Annotated in this window: 10 protein-coding genes and 1 pseudogene; 5 read left to right on the top strand and 6 right to left on the bottom strand. The window is 73.1% G+C overall.

All coding sequences use genetic code 11. The features are described from left to right. The 3 genes and pseudogenes from fxsT to fxsA form a co-directional block, all read right to left on the bottom strand. Complete coding sequence (gene fxsT / locus AB0H12_RS34295; RefSeq protein WP_499628571.1) at nt 1-2,529, bottom strand: FxSxx-COOH system tetratricopeptide repeat protein; 2,529 nt, start codon at nt 2,527-2,529, stop codon at nt 1-3. Between the two features lie 1,071 nt (nt 2,530-3,600). After that, a pseudogene (locus tag AB0H12_RS34290) lies at nt 3,601-3,735 on the bottom strand (cellulose synthase operon protein YhjQ/BcsQ); the annotation flags it as partial. A 98-nt stretch (nt 3,736-3,833) separates the two neighbouring features. Continuing rightward, complete coding sequence (fxsA, locus tag AB0H12_RS34285; RefSeq protein ID WP_063797885.1) at nt 3,834-4,001, bottom strand: FxSxx-COOH cyclophane-containing RiPP peptide; 168 nt, start codon at nt 3,999-4,001, stop codon at nt 3,834-3,836. 195 nt (nt 4,002-4,196) lie between these two features. Between fxsA and AB0H12_RS34280 the strand changes: the two genes are divergently transcribed. The 5 genes from AB0H12_RS34280 (at nt 4,197) to AB0H12_RS34260 (ending at nt 11,637) form a co-directional block, all read left to right on the top strand. Beyond that, a complete protein-coding gene (locus tag AB0H12_RS34280; protein WP_499628552.1) occupies nt 4,197-5,345 on the top strand; it encodes an FxsB family cyclophane-forming radical SAM/SPASM peptide maturase in 1,149 nt (382 codons plus the stop codon). Then, a complete protein-coding gene (locus AB0H12_RS34275) occupies nt 5,342-6,487 on the top strand; it encodes an aKG-HExxH-type peptide beta-hydroxylase (protein ID WP_499628551.1) in 1,146 nt (381 codons plus the stop codon). The genes AB0H12_RS34280 and AB0H12_RS34275 overlap by 4 nt, the downstream gene beginning before the upstream one ends. A 228-nt stretch (nt 6,488-6,715) precedes the next feature. Next, nucleotides 6,716-10,171, top strand: coding sequence for a TM0106 family RecB-like putative nuclease (locus tag AB0H12_RS34270; protein ID WP_499628550.1), 3,456 nt, complete (start codon nt 6,716-6,718; stop codon nt 10,169-10,171). Between the two features lie 71 nt (nt 10,172-10,242). Next, the gene (locus tag AB0H12_RS34265) at nt 10,243-10,887 is read left to right on the top strand and encodes an LPXTG cell wall anchor domain-containing protein (protein WP_499628549.1); all 645 of its coding nucleotides are present in this window, start codon (nt 10,243-10,245) and stop codon (nt 10,885-10,887) included. 105 nt (nt 10,888-10,992) lie between these two features. After that, on the top strand, nt 10,993-11,637 hold the full coding sequence (locus AB0H12_RS34260; protein WP_499628548.1) for a hypothetical protein: 645 nt from the start codon (nt 10,993-10,995) through the stop codon (nt 11,635-11,637). A gap of 51 nt (nt 11,638-11,688) precedes the next feature. Here AB0H12_RS34260 and AB0H12_RS34255 read toward each other — a convergent pair whose 3' ends face one another. The 3 genes from AB0H12_RS34255 to AB0H12_RS34245 are packed head-to-tail and all read right to left on the bottom strand — an operon-like array spanning nt 11,689 to nt 14,446. Then, nucleotides 11,689-12,678 carry a zinc-dependent alcohol dehydrogenase family protein gene (locus tag AB0H12_RS34255; protein ID WP_499628547.1) on the bottom strand — a complete coding sequence of 330 codons (990 nt, stop codon included), beginning with the start codon at nt 12,676-12,678 and terminating at the stop codon, nt 11,689-11,691. After that, nucleotides 12,675-13,475 (bottom strand): carbohydrate ABC transporter permease, encoded by an 801-nt coding sequence (locus AB0H12_RS34250; protein ID WP_499628546.1) that lies wholly within the window; start codon nt 13,473-13,475, stop codon nt 12,675-12,677. Before AB0H12_RS34250 ends, AB0H12_RS34255 begins: the two co-directional genes overlap by 4 nt. Next, nucleotides 13,472-14,446, bottom strand: coding sequence for a carbohydrate ABC transporter permease (locus AB0H12_RS34245; RefSeq protein WP_499628545.1), 975 nt, complete (start codon nt 14,444-14,446; stop codon nt 13,472-13,474). The genes AB0H12_RS34250 and AB0H12_RS34245 overlap by 4 nt, the downstream gene beginning before the upstream one ends. Nucleotides 14,447-14,466: the final 20 nt, after the last annotated feature.

The following is a 14,466-nucleotide window of genomic DNA, read 5'->3' as shown; positions in this document are numbered from 1 at the left end:
TCAGGTGTGCGGGATGTCGACATCGCACTCCCGCCAGTCCTGGTCGGTCGGGTGCGCCGCGAGCCGCAGGTTGTGCGCCGCCGCGGCGGTGTGCGGGTGATCGTGCCCCAGGAACTCCAGGCAGTCGGTGTGCGCCTCGGCGATCAGTTCGGCGGCCCGGTCCGCGTTCCCGGCCGCGGCGTGCACCCGTGCCTCGTCGATGGCCGCCGCCAGCGTCCACGGGTGCGTGTCGCCGAGTCGTGCGCGCAACGTCCGCGACGCGGCCCCCACGTGGCTCACCGCGCCGGCCGGGTCGCCCGCCGCGCGCAGCGCCAGCCCGGAGCCGAGCTTGCACAGCGCCACGAACGGGTGGTCGTCGCGCAGCCCGACGTGCTGCTGGAAGCCGTCCAGCGCGGTGCGCGCGAGTTCGACGGCCAGCTCGGGGTCGACGCCGACGCGGCGGTGGTCGGCGGCGAAGCTCAACGCGCAGCCCAGCGTGTACGGGTGGTGCGGGCCGAGGACCTCGCGGTAGTCCCGCAACGCCTTGCCGGTGCGCTCCTTGGCTTCCTTGGCCCGCCCGACCAGGCGCAACGCGATGGCGCGGTTCCACTGCACGCCGATCTGCACCTGGTTCAGCTCGTGCCGCAGCGCCTGCAACTGCTGCGACGCGTACAGCAGCGAGTCCAGCGCCTCCGGGTAGCGGCCCAGTTCCCGCTGGTACAGGCCGATCTGCGCGAGGGTCGCCCAGGTCCGCGAGTCGCCCGTGCCGAACAGCCGCCGTCGCCTGCGGTAGTTGTCCTCCTCCAGCGCGAGCGCGCCCGCCGCGTCACCGGACAGGAACATCGAGGACGCCAGGTTGTTCGCCGCGCGGCGGGTGTCCGGGTGGTCCTCGCCGAGCACCGAGCGCAGGCTCTCCCAGGTGGCCTGGTCCTCGGCCAGCGCCTCGGCGAACAGGCCGAGCCCTCGCAGGTCGCCGCCCCGGCCGCGAGCCGTGATCAGCGGGCGCGGGTGGGTGAGGTCGAGCGCGCGCCGCTGCTGGGCCAGCGCCAGGTCGTCCAGCCGCAGCGCCTCGGCCGGGTCGCCGAGCACGCGGTGCACGTTGGCCAGCTCGGTGGCCAGCCGGTTGCGCAGCGGGTCGGCCGGGCCGAACCTCCGGGTCCACGCGTCCAGCAGGGCGCGGCCCGGTTCGAGCGCGGCCCGGCGCACGCCCGCGCCGCCGTCGGTGAACAGGAACCGCACCTGGTTGACCAGCCAGCGGCGCACCTTCGGGTCGTCGCTGGCCAGCGCCCCGGACCCGACGACGTGCTTCTGCAGCTCGGCGAACCGGGCGTGCCGGGTCGGCGAGTTGTCCTCCACCTCGGTCGGCGCCAACGCGGCCAACGCCCGCAGCACGTCGGCCCGCCGTTCCTCGCGCTCGGCCTGGGTCATCCGGTCGCGCAGCGCTCGCTGCACCACGCGGTGCAGGCGCAGCGAGTACTGGTCGCCCCAGTCGACGCGGAACAGCCCGTACCGCGCGCCGTACCAGAGCACCCGGTCGATCTCGGCGGCGTCCAGCTCCAGCGGCTCGGCGTCCACGCCGCCCGCCGCGATCACCCGGCCGAGGAACGCGGGCGAGCGCACCAGGCCCAGGTTCGCGCCCTCCGGCGAGAGGAACGCGCACAGCTCCGCGACCAGCACCGCCAACCGGCCGACCCCGTTGTCCCGCAACGCGTCCACCGCGACGTCGACGACCCGCGCCACGCCGTCCAGTTCGGACCGGCCCAGGCGTTCGAACAGGGTGCGCGTGGCCCAGGTGGCGGCGTCGGCGTCCCGGGAGCCCGCGGCGACCTCGGTCCGCGCCGTCTCGCCGAGCCAGGACGACGCCAGGTCCAGCGCCAGCGGCAGGTGGTCGACGGCCTCCGCGACCCGGCCCGCGTCCTCCGCGGTCAGCCCCGGCACGCGGTCCAGCAGCAGGCGCACGCTGTCCTCGGCGCGCATCGGCACCAGCTCGACGGCCTGGCGGTCCACCGGTCCGGACGTGATCAGCACGTGCCCGGTGGCGCCGCCCGGTAACAGGCCGGCGAGCGCGTCCGGGTCGTCGGCGTTGTCGTAGACCAGCAGGAACCGCGCGTACGCCGGGTCGTTCGACAGCCGTTCCAGCGCGGACAGCGTGCCGTAGTCGGTCGAGCCCGGCTGGCGCAGCCGGACCGCCAGCTCGGCCAGGCCGCTCAGCACCGACTGCCGGTCGTGCGCGGACAGCCACCACACCGCCGCGTAGTCCGAGGAGAACCGGTAGGCGTACTCCAGCGCCAACTCGCTCTTGCCGACGCCGGGCACGCCGTTCACCGTCACCACCGCGCGACCGTCGCCGGCCGCCGCGAACTGGTCGCGCAACGCCTCCAGGTCCTCGTCCCGGCCGACGAAGCCGGGGTGGCGCGGCGGCAGCTCGAACACGGCCGGGTCGCTGCCCGGCACCCGCATGCCCGGCTCGTGCACCGTGCCCGGCCGGTCGATCAGGCCGAAGTGGCCGAGCAGCCGGGCGCTCAACGTCTCCGGGGTGTGGTCGTGCACGTCCAGCCCGCCGTCCGCGGGCCCGTCGTCGGACAACCGCAGCCGCAGCACGGTCAGCGGCAGCGCGGGCAGCTCCACCGGGCCCAGGTGCGGCGACGAGAGGATCAGCACGCCCGGCGGCACGTCGGCCTCGAACCACCCGCGCGCCTCGGACAACCGGGACACCTGCGCGCCCGCGCGTTCCAGCAGGCCGCGCACCCAGTCCGCCCAGGGCCGGTCGCGCGGCGCGTGCACGAGGACCACGCGGTCCGGCGCGGTGGTCGACGTCAGCCCGAACACCCGCCGGTAGCGGGCGCGCAGCACCGGCGACACCGGGACCACCTCGGTCACCGCGCCGCCGGTGACCGCCGCGGCCAGCCTGCCGTACTGGGCCTCCAGCGCGCCGCCGCTGGTCGGCTCCTCCACCAGGATCGCCAGCAGCGGGTCGAACGCGTCGAACGGGCGGTAGGGGATCTCGATCGTGCCGCCGTCGGGCACCCGCTTCGCCTGCCCGGCCAGCAGTTCGGCGAACGCGGCGCGGATCGCGGACCGGATGCGCTGCGCCCGCGACAACTCGTCGGCGTCGTCGAACAACGTCGCCACCGGCACCACGTCGATCCGGATCGGCGCGCGCTTGCGCAGCCGCGCGGCCAGGTCCGCCGCGTCGGCGATGGCCCGGGGACGCGGGCGGAAGCACACCACGGCCAGCTCGCACAGCGTCGCGATCAGCGTCAGCGACTCGTCGCCCGCGCCGGTCGGCGCGTCGATCAGCACCTGGTCGTAGTCGGACTCCGCCAGTCGCGCGCGCAGCTCGGCGATCGCGCCCGCGTCACCGTGCCTGGTCTCGGGCTGCGGTCGGCCCGCCGCGTCGACCGGTATCGGCGACACCACGTCGATGTGGCCGGGGACCGTGACGTCGCCCGCCGGCGGCGCGAACCGCTCCACGACGGGCGCCGGGTCGTCCTCGCGCAGCGGGTCCGCCCGGTACGCGGTCAGCAGCCCGCGGCCCAACGCGTCCGGCAGCCCGAGGCGGGCCACCAGGAACGGCTCCAGATACTCGCGCACCCGCGGCACCTCGGAACCCCAGTCCACGACCAGGACCCGTTGCCCGGCCGCGGCCAACGCCCACGCCAGGTTCGCCACCGCGCTGGTGCGGCCGGTCCCCCCGGTCGCCGACAGGAAGGCGGTGACCCCGGAGGGGCCCGGTGTGGTGCGCGGGGTGCTCATCTGCTGCTCCAGAGCGGCGGGGGGACTTGGGAATACCGGTTGCGCGGGCCGCGCGCCCGCGACTCAGCCGCGTTTCACCCGAACGGCAGCAGTCACGGTCACAAGGAGCTCTCGAAGGCCGCGAACCGGTTGGGCAGCTCGGCGTTCTCCGCGAGGATCCGGTGCAGCGCGGCGCGCAGCGCGGTGTCCGGCAGCTCCGCCAACCGGGCCAGGTCCACGCCAGTGACGTCCAGGAGTTCGGACTCCAGGACGGGTTCGGAAGTCATGTCCGACCTACCCCCTCACCGCAATGCTGCGGGTTTCACCGCAGCCGCCTGATTGCCGGCGAACGCCGACGGCGCACTTCCCATCGTAGTGAACGACAACGGTCACCGTCGGGAATCCTCCGATTGGCGGAGGTAGCGGGCGGCGCGCTGTGTTTGATTGCTGGTGGGGTCTCGAGTTTGCTTGTGGTGTGGGGAATGTCGGGGGTGGTGACGGTGAACTCGGGGAATGGGTTGCCGTTCCGCCAGTTCGTGCTCAAGGTGCACAGCAGGTGCAACCTGGCGTGCGACTACTGCTACGTCTACGAACTGGCCGACCAGCGGTGGCGTTCCCGGCCGAGGGTGATGTCGCCCGGGATCGTCGCGCACACCGCCGAACGGGTGGCGGAACACGTGCGGGCACACGGGTTGTCCGAAGTCGAAGTCGTGTTGCACGGCGGTGAGCCGCTGCTCGCCGGACGTGCCGCGATCGAGTCGCTGATCACGCGGTTCCGCTCGGTCGTGCCCGTGCCGGTGCGGTTCACCGTGCAGACGAACGCGACATTGCTGGACCGGGAATTCCTGGAGCTGTTCTCCGCGCACGGCGTCCGGGTGGGGGTGAGCGTGGACGGCACGCCGGAAGCGCACGACCGGCACCGCGTTCGGCCGGACGGCGGCGGCAGTTGGGCGGCGGTGCGGGCGGCGTTGACGTCGCTGCGGTCGTTCCCGGCGGTGTACGGCGGTCTGCTGTGCGTGGTGGACGTGGGTGAAGACCCGGTGCGCGTCTACGAGTCGTTGCTGGGGTTCTCGCCGCCCGCGGTGGATTTCCTGCTGCCGCACGGCAACTGGTCGGCGCCGCCGCCGGGACGCGTCGCGGACGCCGTCTCGACGCCGTACGCGGAGTGGCTGATCGCCGTGTTCGACGTCTGGTACGGCCGGCCGCTGACGCGCGTGCGGCTGTTCGAGGAGCTGCTGGCGGTGCTGCTCGGCGGGCGTTCCGGGGTGGAGGGGATCGGGTTGAGCCCGTCGGCCCAGGTGGTGGTGGAGACCGACGGCACGATCGAGGCTTCGGACATCCTGGCGTCGTCCTCGCCGGCGGCCTCGGCGACCGGGCTGCACGTGGCGCGCGACCCGTTCGACGCGGCGTTGGACCTGCCGGACGTGCGCGCCGGCCGTTCGGGGTTGGCCGGGTTGTCGCAGCAGTGCCGGCGGTGCCCGGTGGTGTCGGCGTGCGGCGGCGGGCTGCGGGCGCACCGGTTCCTGGAGGGCGCCGGGTTCGACCGGCCGTCGGTGTACTGCCCGGACCTGGTGCGGCTGATCGGGCACGTGCGGTCGCGCGTGGCGGCGGACCTGGCGGCGCTCGCGTGACGGTCGGGCCGTTCCGGGTTTCCGCGTCGGACTTCGCCGCCCTCGCGCGTGGCGGTGGTGGTGCGGCGGTGCGCACGTTGCGGCTGGCGCGGCGCAGCAGGACGCTGCTGATGATCAGGTCCATCGCGGCGGACCCGGCGGCGCGGGAGGCGTTCGCGCTGCTGCGTGAGGCGGCGCGGGTGGCGCCGGCGGCGGTGGACCGGGTGCTCGACCACCCGTCGGTCGGCGCTTGGGCCACGCGGACGGCGTTGGCGATGCGTCGGGGCGACGAGGCGCGGCCGGCGGAGCTGGCGTTCACCGCCGCCGCGGCGGCGGTGCGCGCGGGTGTGGCGGTGGACCTGGAGTTCCCGCCGGTGGAGGTCTTCTCGCTGCCGTCACTGGGCGTGGTGGTGGGTCCGGGGTTGGCTTACGAGCCGTTGCCGGAGATCCGCTTGGGCGCGCACTCCCTCCAGGTGGACCTGTGGGCCGGTGGCGGCGTGCCCGCCGAGCTGCCGGTGGCGGCGTCGGTCGACCTGCCGCGGTGGCGCGACGCGCTCGGCTCGGCGTGGGACCTGCTGACCCGGGACCACCCGGCGGTCGCCGCGGAGTTCACCGAGGTCGTGTCGGTGCTGACGCCGATGCCGTCGTCGCCGACGGGCACGAGCAGCGCGACGTTGGCCGACGCGTTCGGGTGCGTGTTCCTGTCGCCGACGCCGGACGCCGAGACGTTGGCCGTGACGCTCGCGCACGAGGCGCAGCACAGCAAGCTGGTGGCGTTGATGGACCTGTTCGCGCTGGTCAAGCCCGGCAGTGAGGCCCGGTTCTACGCGCCGTGGCGGGAAGACCCGCGGCCGGCGGCCGGTCTGCTGCACGGCACCTACGCGCACCTGGGCGTGGCCGGCTTCTGGCGTGCCCGCCCGGGCCCCGCCGCGCGGGTCGAGTACGCGCGCTGGCGTTCAGCGGCGCTGACCACCGCCGAGACGCTGCTGGCCGGCGACGAGCTGACCCCGACCGGCACCCGTTTCGTCACCGAGCTGGCCACCGTGCTGCGCGCCTGGTGCGCCGAACCCCTGCCCCCGGCCGCCGAAGCCGTGGCCGCCGCCGAAGCCGCCGCCCACCAAGCCCGCTGGCAAGCCGCCAACGGCCCCCTCCCCCAAACCTGAACCCCACCCCGAACGCAGAACTCACCGGCCCCGAACGTTCGACACGCGGGTCCTGAGCGTTCGACACGCGCGTGTGTCGAACGCTCAGGTCGGGTGTGTCCTACGTTCAGGTACCCCGAGTTGAACGCTCAGGACGCGCGACGCGGGCCGGGTGGCGGAGGCGGCAGTCCGGCGACTCGCCGTGCGCGGTCCGCCCGGTTCACGGGTCCGGCCGCGATACTGCCCGCCATGCTCACCGCCGACGGCCACCTGGTGCACTCCCCGGCGGACCTGGTGGACCTGTTGGAGTGCGACCACCGCGCCCGGCTCTCGCTGGCGCTCGCCGCGGGCCTGCCCGGCGCACCCGTGCCGGACCCGTCGCCGAACACCCTCGCCACCCGGCACGGCCACGCGCACGAGCAGGCGGTGCTCGCGAAGTTCCGCGCCGAGCACGACGTCGTCGAGATCCCCCAACCCGCGCCGACCCACGCGGCCCTCACCCAAGCCGCCGAGCTGACCGCACGGGCGATGACGGCCCGCGCGCCGGTGATCTACCAGGCCGTCTTCTACGCCGACGGCTTCCACGGCCGCGCCGACTTCCTCGTCGCCACCGACCGCGGCTACGAGCCGCACGACGCCAAGCTCGCCCGGCACGCCACCCCCGCCGCCGTCGTCCAGCTCACCGCCTACGCCAACGCCCTGCGCGACCACGCCGGCCCCGCCATGCACCTCCTGCTCGGCGACGGCACCACCAAGACGTTCCAGGTCGCCGACTTCCTCCCGCTGGTCCGCGACCTCCAGACCCGCCTGAAGGCACGCCTCGCCGCACCGCCCTCCCTGCCCGAACGCCTCTGGGACGACGAACGCCCGGCGTGCGCCACGTGCCGCTTCGGCAGGCACTGCGCCACCGGCCGGGAACGGGACCGCGACCTCTCGCTGGTCGCCGGCATCCGCACCGACCAGCGCCGCAAGCTCGTCGCCGCCGGCCTCGGCACGATCGACGCCCTCGCCAACGCCACCCGCGCCGACCGCCCCGCGACGATGTCCGCCGCCACGTTCACCGGCCTGCGCGCCCAGGCCGCGCTCCAGGTCATCCAGGACGACTCCCGCACCGACGACGACCCGACCGGCAAGGTCGCCTACGAGGTCGTCGCGCCGGAAGCCCTGGCCACGCTGCCAGTCCCGAGCAGCGGCGACCTGTTCTTCGACATGGAGGGCGACCCGTTCGCGCTCGACGGCGAAGGCCTGGAGTACCTGTTCGGCGTGGTCGACGAAGCCGAGCGCTTCACTCCGTTCTGGGCGCACACCCGCCCGCAGGAGAAGGCCGCGTTCGAGCGGTTCGTCGACCACGCCACCCGAACGCTGCAAGATCACCCGGACGCGCACGTCTACCACTACGCGCCGTACGAGGTGAACGCGCTCAAGAGGCTCGCCGCCCTGCACGGCACGCGCGAGGACGCCGTCGACCACCTGCTGCGCTCCGGCGCGCTGGTCGACCTCTACGCCGTCGTCCGCAAGGCCCTGCGCGTGTCCCAGCGGTCGTACTCGATCAAGTACCTCGAGCCGCTCTACATGCCGGAGGCGCGCGGGGGCGACGTGACCACGGCCGTGTCCAGCATCGAGGCGTACGAGGAGTTCCTGGCCCTGCGCGACGTCGACCCGGCACGCGCCGAGGACGTGCTCACCGGCATCGCCGACTACAACACCTACGACTGCGTCTCCACGCTGCGGCTCTACCGGTTCCTGCTGGAGGTGCGCGCGGAGGCGGGCATCGAGCCGCACGTGCCGGAGCCGTCGTTCACCGAGGAGATCGAGGACGAGCTCGCCGCCCAATGCCGGGCCGAGCGCGCCGAACGCCTCGCCGCCGTCGTCGACCCGCTGCTGGAGGGTCTGCCGGACAACCCGGCCGAGGCCGGCGACGACGAACGGGCACGCGCGCTGCTCGCCGCCGCCGTCGGCTACCACCGGCGCGAGACGAACCCGGCGTGGTGGGACTTCTTCCGCCAGATGGCCGCGCCGCTGTCCGAGCTGGAGTCCGACAGCGCCTGCGCGGTGCCGGTGTCGGTGCGGGCGCAGGACTGGGCGATGCCGTCCGGACGCGTCCGCAAGGCCAAGCGCGAGGTGCGGGTGTGGTGCGACCCGGACCGGCCGCACCCGTTCGCGAAGGGCGACCAGGTCCGCCTGCTCTACCCCGGCAAGCCCGCGAACGTGACCCGGGACGCCGTGGTGCTCGCCGAGTCGGCCGAGGACGTGGTGGTCCTGGAGAGCGTCGCGCCCGACGACGTGCACGGTGAGCAGCCCGTCGCGGTCCTGCCCGGCAGCCCGGTCCAGCCGAAGCCGAAGGACGAGGCGGTCTACGAGCTGGCGCGCTCGGTCGTGGACGAACTGCCGGCGCTCCCGCCGCACCCCGGCATCGACCTGGTCCGCCGCACGCCGCCGCGCCTGAGGACCGGCGCGCTGCCCAGGAGCGACGACCTGATCGCCGACGTGATCGCGGCGGTGGACGCGTTGGCCGGCTCCACGCTCGCCGTGCAGGGTCCGCCCGGCGCGGGCAAGACCTACCTGGCGGGACGGCTGATCGCGCACCTGATCCGCGGCGGTCGCAGCGTCGGCGTCACGTCCACCAGCCACAAGGCCGTGGAGAACGTGCTGAGCGCGGCCCTGGCGGCGGGTCGTGAGCTGGGGGTGCCGATCCCCACGGCCAAGCGCGCGAAGGGCGCGCCCGTGAAGGACTGCTCGTGGGAGCAGCCACGCGACAACCCGGCGCTGGTGCGGTGGCGCAACGACCAGGGCGGCGGGCACCTGGTCGGCGGCACTGCGTGGACGTTCGCCAACGCGGCGTTGCGCGAGCAGCCGTTCGACGTGCTGATCGTGGACGAGGCGGGCCAGTTCGCGCTGGCCGACGCGCTGGCCGTGTCGACGTGCGCGCGCAACCTCGTGCTGCTGGGCGATCCGCAGCAGTTGCCGCAGGTCGTGCAGGGCACGCACCCCGCGGGCGCGGAGGCGTCGGCGCTGGGGCACCTGATCGGCGACGCCGACGTGATCCCGCCGGAGCTCGGCTACTTCCTGGACCAGACGCGGCGCATGCACCCGGCCGTGTGCGCGCCGGTCTCGAACCTGTCCTACGCCGGACTCCTGCACGCGCACCCCAGCGCCGCCGCACGCGGGATCGACGGCGTGCCGTCGGGCGTCTACGTGCACTCGGTGCCCCACTCGCACAACACCACGTCGTCCATCGAGGAGGCGGACGCGGTCGTGGGCGTGGTGCGGTCGCTGATGGGTCGCATGTGGACCGACGGGCCGGACGCGCGGGCGTTGGACGACTCCGACATCCTGGTGGTGGCGCCGTACAACCTCCAGGTGCGCTTGGTGCGGCGCGAGCTGGAGAAGCACGGCTACGAGCACGTGCGGGTCGGCACCGTGGACCGGTTCCAGGGCCAGGAAGCGCCCGTGGTGATCACCACGATGACCTCGTCGGCCGCCGTCGACCTGCCGCGCGGGCTGGACTTCCTGTTGTCCCGCAACCGGTTGAACGTCGCCCTGTCGCGGGCGCAGGCCGTGGCGGTCGTGGTGTGCTCGCCGAGGTTGGTGGAGGCCGACATCCGCGGCGTGGACCAGCTCCGCCTCGTCTCGGGGATGATCGGCCTGATGGCCGACGCCGCCCCGTGGCCGGGTGTCACCCGGATCGACCAAGCTCCGATGTGAACGCTCGGCCCGTGGCGTCCGTATAGGGGTGTGCGTTCCCCGCCGCGCCACCGCCGTTCACAGGAGCCACCATGCAGTTCGCACGGGCCGTCCGGGCATCACTCTGCGTCGCGGCGGCCGTCGCGTCCGCCGGCCTGCTGGCCGCCGTCCCCGCCTCCGCGCACACCCCGTCGCTCAAGTCCGGGTGCCTCGACGGCAACGCCGTGCTCACCGTCGGTCTCACCCGGTACGACGGCCGCCGGTCCAATTCGGTCACCGTCGAGGACAACGGGCGGTCCGTCGAGGACGGCAGGTTCCGCGAGTCGTTCCGGAAGTCCTACACCGAGCCCGGAACCGTCGAGCACGTCTTCACCGTCACCGTGCGCGCTTGGGACGACCCCCGGTGGGAACGCGGCTGGTCGTTCACGAGGCGATTGACCGTGCCCGCGTGCGTGACGCCGACGACCACGATTACGACCACCGCGGTCCCGGTCACCACCACGACCGTCACGACTGCGACTCCCGTCGAAACGACCACGACGACCACCACGACGACCACGCCGTTGACGTTCGATTGGCCCACCACGCAACGGAAGGCGCTGGTGGTGCCCGCCGCCAACGACAGCGGCCTGCCGGACACGGGCGCGGACGTGACCGTCCCCCTTGTACTCGGCGTGCTGCTGCTCAGCGGCGGAACCGTGGTGCTCTTCGTCCTCCGGCGACGGCTCCGGCGCTAGGTCACAGATCTACGGAAAGTAGTTACCGAACCCCGAATCGTGTTGTTATAAACCCCCCGATAGGGTGGCGCGGTTCTCCTCAGCCCTTCCCTCAGGAGCCCTCACATGCAGTTCGCCAGAGTCGGTGCCCTGGTCGGCGCCGCTGTCGCCGCCGTCGCCGCGACCGTCTTCGCCGCTGTCCCCGCCTCCGCGCACACCCCCCAGCTGGAGGCGAAGTGCCAGGACGGCACGACAACCCTCAGCGTGAAGCTCACGCAGTACGCCGAGAGCACCTCGCAGAAGGCCAACCGCGTCAAGATCACCCTTGACGGCGACGAGGAGTTGGAGAACAAGGACTTCGGCAGGAGCTTCGAGGGCTCGTACTCCGCCACCGGCGACGTCAAGCGCGTGTTCGTGGTCGAGGTGACCGCGCACGACTCCGCCCAGTACTCCTTCAAGGAGACGAAGACCGTCGAGGCGTGCGTCGTCCCGACGACCACCACCACCAAGTCGCTGACCACCACCACGTTCCCGCCGACGACGACCGAGCCGAGCACCACCACCGTGCCGACGACGACCACGACGGAGTCCCCGTCCTCGGCGCCCGCCACCACGACCACGACCCCCGAGGTCGTGCCGGTGGCCGACACGGGTGACGGCCTGGCCAACACGGGCGCGAGCATCGCGATCCCGCTGGTGATCGGCGTCGTCCTGCTCGGCGGTGGCGCGGCCCTGCTGATCGTGCTGCGCAGGCGCGCGGCGAACAACTAGCACCCACCGCCTCGGCCCCGGTCACGTGCGCGTGACCGGGGCCGAGCCGCGTCACGGCAGCACTTGGATCTTGCGTCCACGCCCCGCCTGGAACCGCGCCAGCGCCGAGGCGTAGTCCGCCAGCGGCAGGCGGTCGCTGATGAACACGTCCGGGTCGAGCACGCCGGTGGCGAACAGGTCGGCCGCGCGTTCGAACGAGTGCAGCACCGCCATCGAGCCGGTGATCGTGATCTCCTGGTTGTAGATGCGGTACGGGTCGATGGTCACCCGCGCCGCGTAGTCGGAGACGCCGAACTGCAGGAACGTGCCGCCCTTCGCGACCCGGCCGAGCCCGTCTTGGATGGCCTTCTCGTTGCCGGTGGCGTCGATGACGACGTCCCACCCCTGCGGCCGGTCCAGCTCGTCGGGCGACGTCGCGGTGGCCGTGACGCCGAGCAGCGCGGCCGTGGCCAGGCGGTCCGGGTTGAGGTCGACCACCTCGATGGACGACGCGCCGGTGAGCTTGCCGAGCTGCAGCATCATCAGGCCCATCGTGCCCGAGCCGTAGATCAGCACCCGGCTGGCCAGCTGCGACCGCAGCACGTCGTAACCGCGCACGGCGCACGACAGCGGCTCGATCAGCGCCGCGTCCTCGGTCCGCACGTGGTCGGGCAGCTTCACGCAGTTCGCCACGGGCGCCACCGCGTACTCGGCCGCGCCGCCACCGGTCGTGACGCCGATCGCGGCCCACCGCTCGCACAAGTTGCTCCGCCCGGACCGGCACATCCGGCACTCGTGGCAGTACAGCGACGGGTCCACCGCGACCCGGTCGCCGACCGCCACCTCGGCGACCTCGGAGCCGACCTCGACGACCACGCCCGCGAACTCGTGCCCGGGCACGACCGGCAGCGTCGGGGCGAACTCGCCCTGCAGGATGTGCAGGTCGGTGCCGCACAGCCCGCACGCCGCGACGTCCACGACGACCTGGCGCGGGCCTGGCCTCGGGTCCGACACCTCGGCGACCTCCACCGCGCCGACACCGGTGATCACGGCTGCTCTCACTTCACGGCTCCCAGAGAAAGGCCCTGGACCAGCTTGTCCTGGGCGGCGAACCCGGCGACGAGCACCGGCAGCGACACCACCACGGCGGCGGCGCACACCTTGGCAAGGAACAAGCCCTGGCTGGTGACGAACCCGGTGAGGTAGACCGGCGCGGTGCCCGCGACCACGCCGGTCAGCACGCGGGCGAACAGCAGCTCGTTCCAGCTGAAGATGAAGCAGATCAACGAGGTCGCGGCGATGCCGGGCATGGCGACCGGCGCGACGACCCGGCGCAGCGTGGTGACCAGGCCCGCGCCGTCCAGCGCGGCGGCCTCCAGGATCTCGCCCGGCACCTCGGCCAGGAACGACCGCATCAGCCACACCGCGATCGGCAGGTTCATCGAGGTGTAGAGCACGACCAGGAACGAGATGTTGTCGAGCATCCCGGTGTGCTGGGCGACCAGGTAGACCGGCAGCAGCCCGGCCACGACCGGCAGCATCTTGGTGGACAGGAAGAAGAACAGCACGTCCGACCACTTGTCGACCTTCTTGATCGAGAGCGCGTACGCCGCCGGGATCGCCAGCAGCAGCACGAGCACGGTCGAGCCGATCGACGCGCTCAGCGAGTTGATCAGCGGCGGCCACGGCTCCGAGTCGAAGAACTCGGCGTAGCCGTCGAACGTGATGGGCGCGGTCAGGGACGGCGGGTTGGTCGCCGCGTCCTGCTCGCTGTGCAGGGAGGTGAGGACCATCCACGCCACCGGCGCGAAGAACAGCAGGCCCGCGGCCCACGCGGCCAAGCCGAGCAACCTGCTCATGCCCTCGCCTCCGTCCGGTTCGCGGCTCGGCCGCCGTCCTCACGCAGCAACGACGACACGACGCGCAACGCGAAGGTGGCGATGACGATCGAGCCGATGACCACGACCACGCCCGCGGCGGACGCCTGGCCGTAGTCGTGCGCCTGGTAGAAGGTCTGGTAGATCGTGTAGGGCAGGTTGGCCGTGCCGAGGCCGCCGGACGTGATGGTGAAGACGGCGTCGAAGTTCTGCACGACGTAGATCGAGCCGAGCAGCGCGCCCAGCTCCAGGTACTGCCGCAGGTGGGGCAGCGTGAGGTAGCGGAAGACCTGCCACGCCGTGGCGCCGTCGATGCGCGCGGCCTCGACCGCGTCCTGCGGGCGGCTCTGCAGGCCCGCCAGCAGGATCAGCATCATGAACGGCGTCCACTGCCACACCAGCGCCGCCTCGACCGCGATCAGCGGCATGCCGCTGATCCACTCCGGCTGCGGCGCGTCGTCGCCGAACAACCACGTCAGCACACCGTTGAGCAGGCCGTACTCGGGGTTGTAGAGCGCGTGCTTCCACAGCAGCGCGGCGGCGACCGGCACCACCAGGAACGGCGCGATGAGCATCGTGCGCACGAGACCGCGCCCGGCGAACCCCCGGTCGAGCAACAGGGCCAGTCCCAGCCCGAGGACCAGGCAGACCAGCACCACGGTCGCGGTCAGCAGGGCCGTGACGCCGATGGCGCTGCGCAGGTCGGGGTCGGTGAACACGGCGGTGTAGTTGTCCAGGCCCGCGAACCCGCGGTTGGCCGGGTCCAGCGAGTTCCACCGCATCAGCGAGATCACCAGCGTGGCCACGAACGGCAGCTGGGTGACCACGATCGTGAAGATCAGGGCGGGCAGGAGCGGGGCGCGCCGTGCCCAGCGCGCCGCCGCGGCCAACTGCCCCGTCCGCGCCGGAGGCGTGGGTCCGGCCTGCGCGGGGGCTTCCCGCACGGCGGTCACCGGGTCCTCCCGATGGGGGT

This window comes from Actinosynnema sp. NPDC023794 (genome assembly GCF_040639675.1).
In the GTDB taxonomy this organism is placed as follows: Bacteria; Actinomycetota; Actinomycetes; order Mycobacteriales; family Pseudonocardiaceae; genus Actinosynnema; species Actinosynnema luteola.
Note: the sequence above shows the minus strand (reverse complement) of the source record. Positions and strands in the feature narration are given on the sequence as shown.

Bases quoted from the DNA above. Each gene is read 5' to 3' on its own strand.
- fxsA (WP_063797885.1), bottom strand. From the start codon at position 4,001: ATGACTTCCGAACCCGTCCTGGAGTCCGAACTCCTGGACGTCACTGGC.
- AB0H12_RS34280 (WP_499628552.1), top strand. From the start codon at position 4,197: ATGTCGGGGGTGGTGACGGTGAACTCGGGGAATGGGTTGCCGTTCCGC.
- AB0H12_RS34270 (WP_499628550.1), top strand. From the start codon at position 6,716: ATGCTCACCGCCGACGGCCACCTGGTGCACTCCCCGGCGGACCTGGTG.
- AB0H12_RS34265 (WP_499628549.1), top strand. From the start codon at position 10,243: ATGCAGTTCGCACGGGCCGTCCGGGCATCACTCTGCGTCGCGGCGGCC.
- AB0H12_RS34260 (WP_499628548.1), top strand. From the start codon at position 10,993: ATGCAGTTCGCCAGAGTCGGTGCCCTGGTCGGCGCCGCTGTCGCCGCC.
- AB0H12_RS34250 (WP_499628546.1), bottom strand. From the start codon at position 13,475: ATGAGCAGGTTGCTCGGCTTGGCCGCGTGGGCCGCGGGCCTGCTGTTC.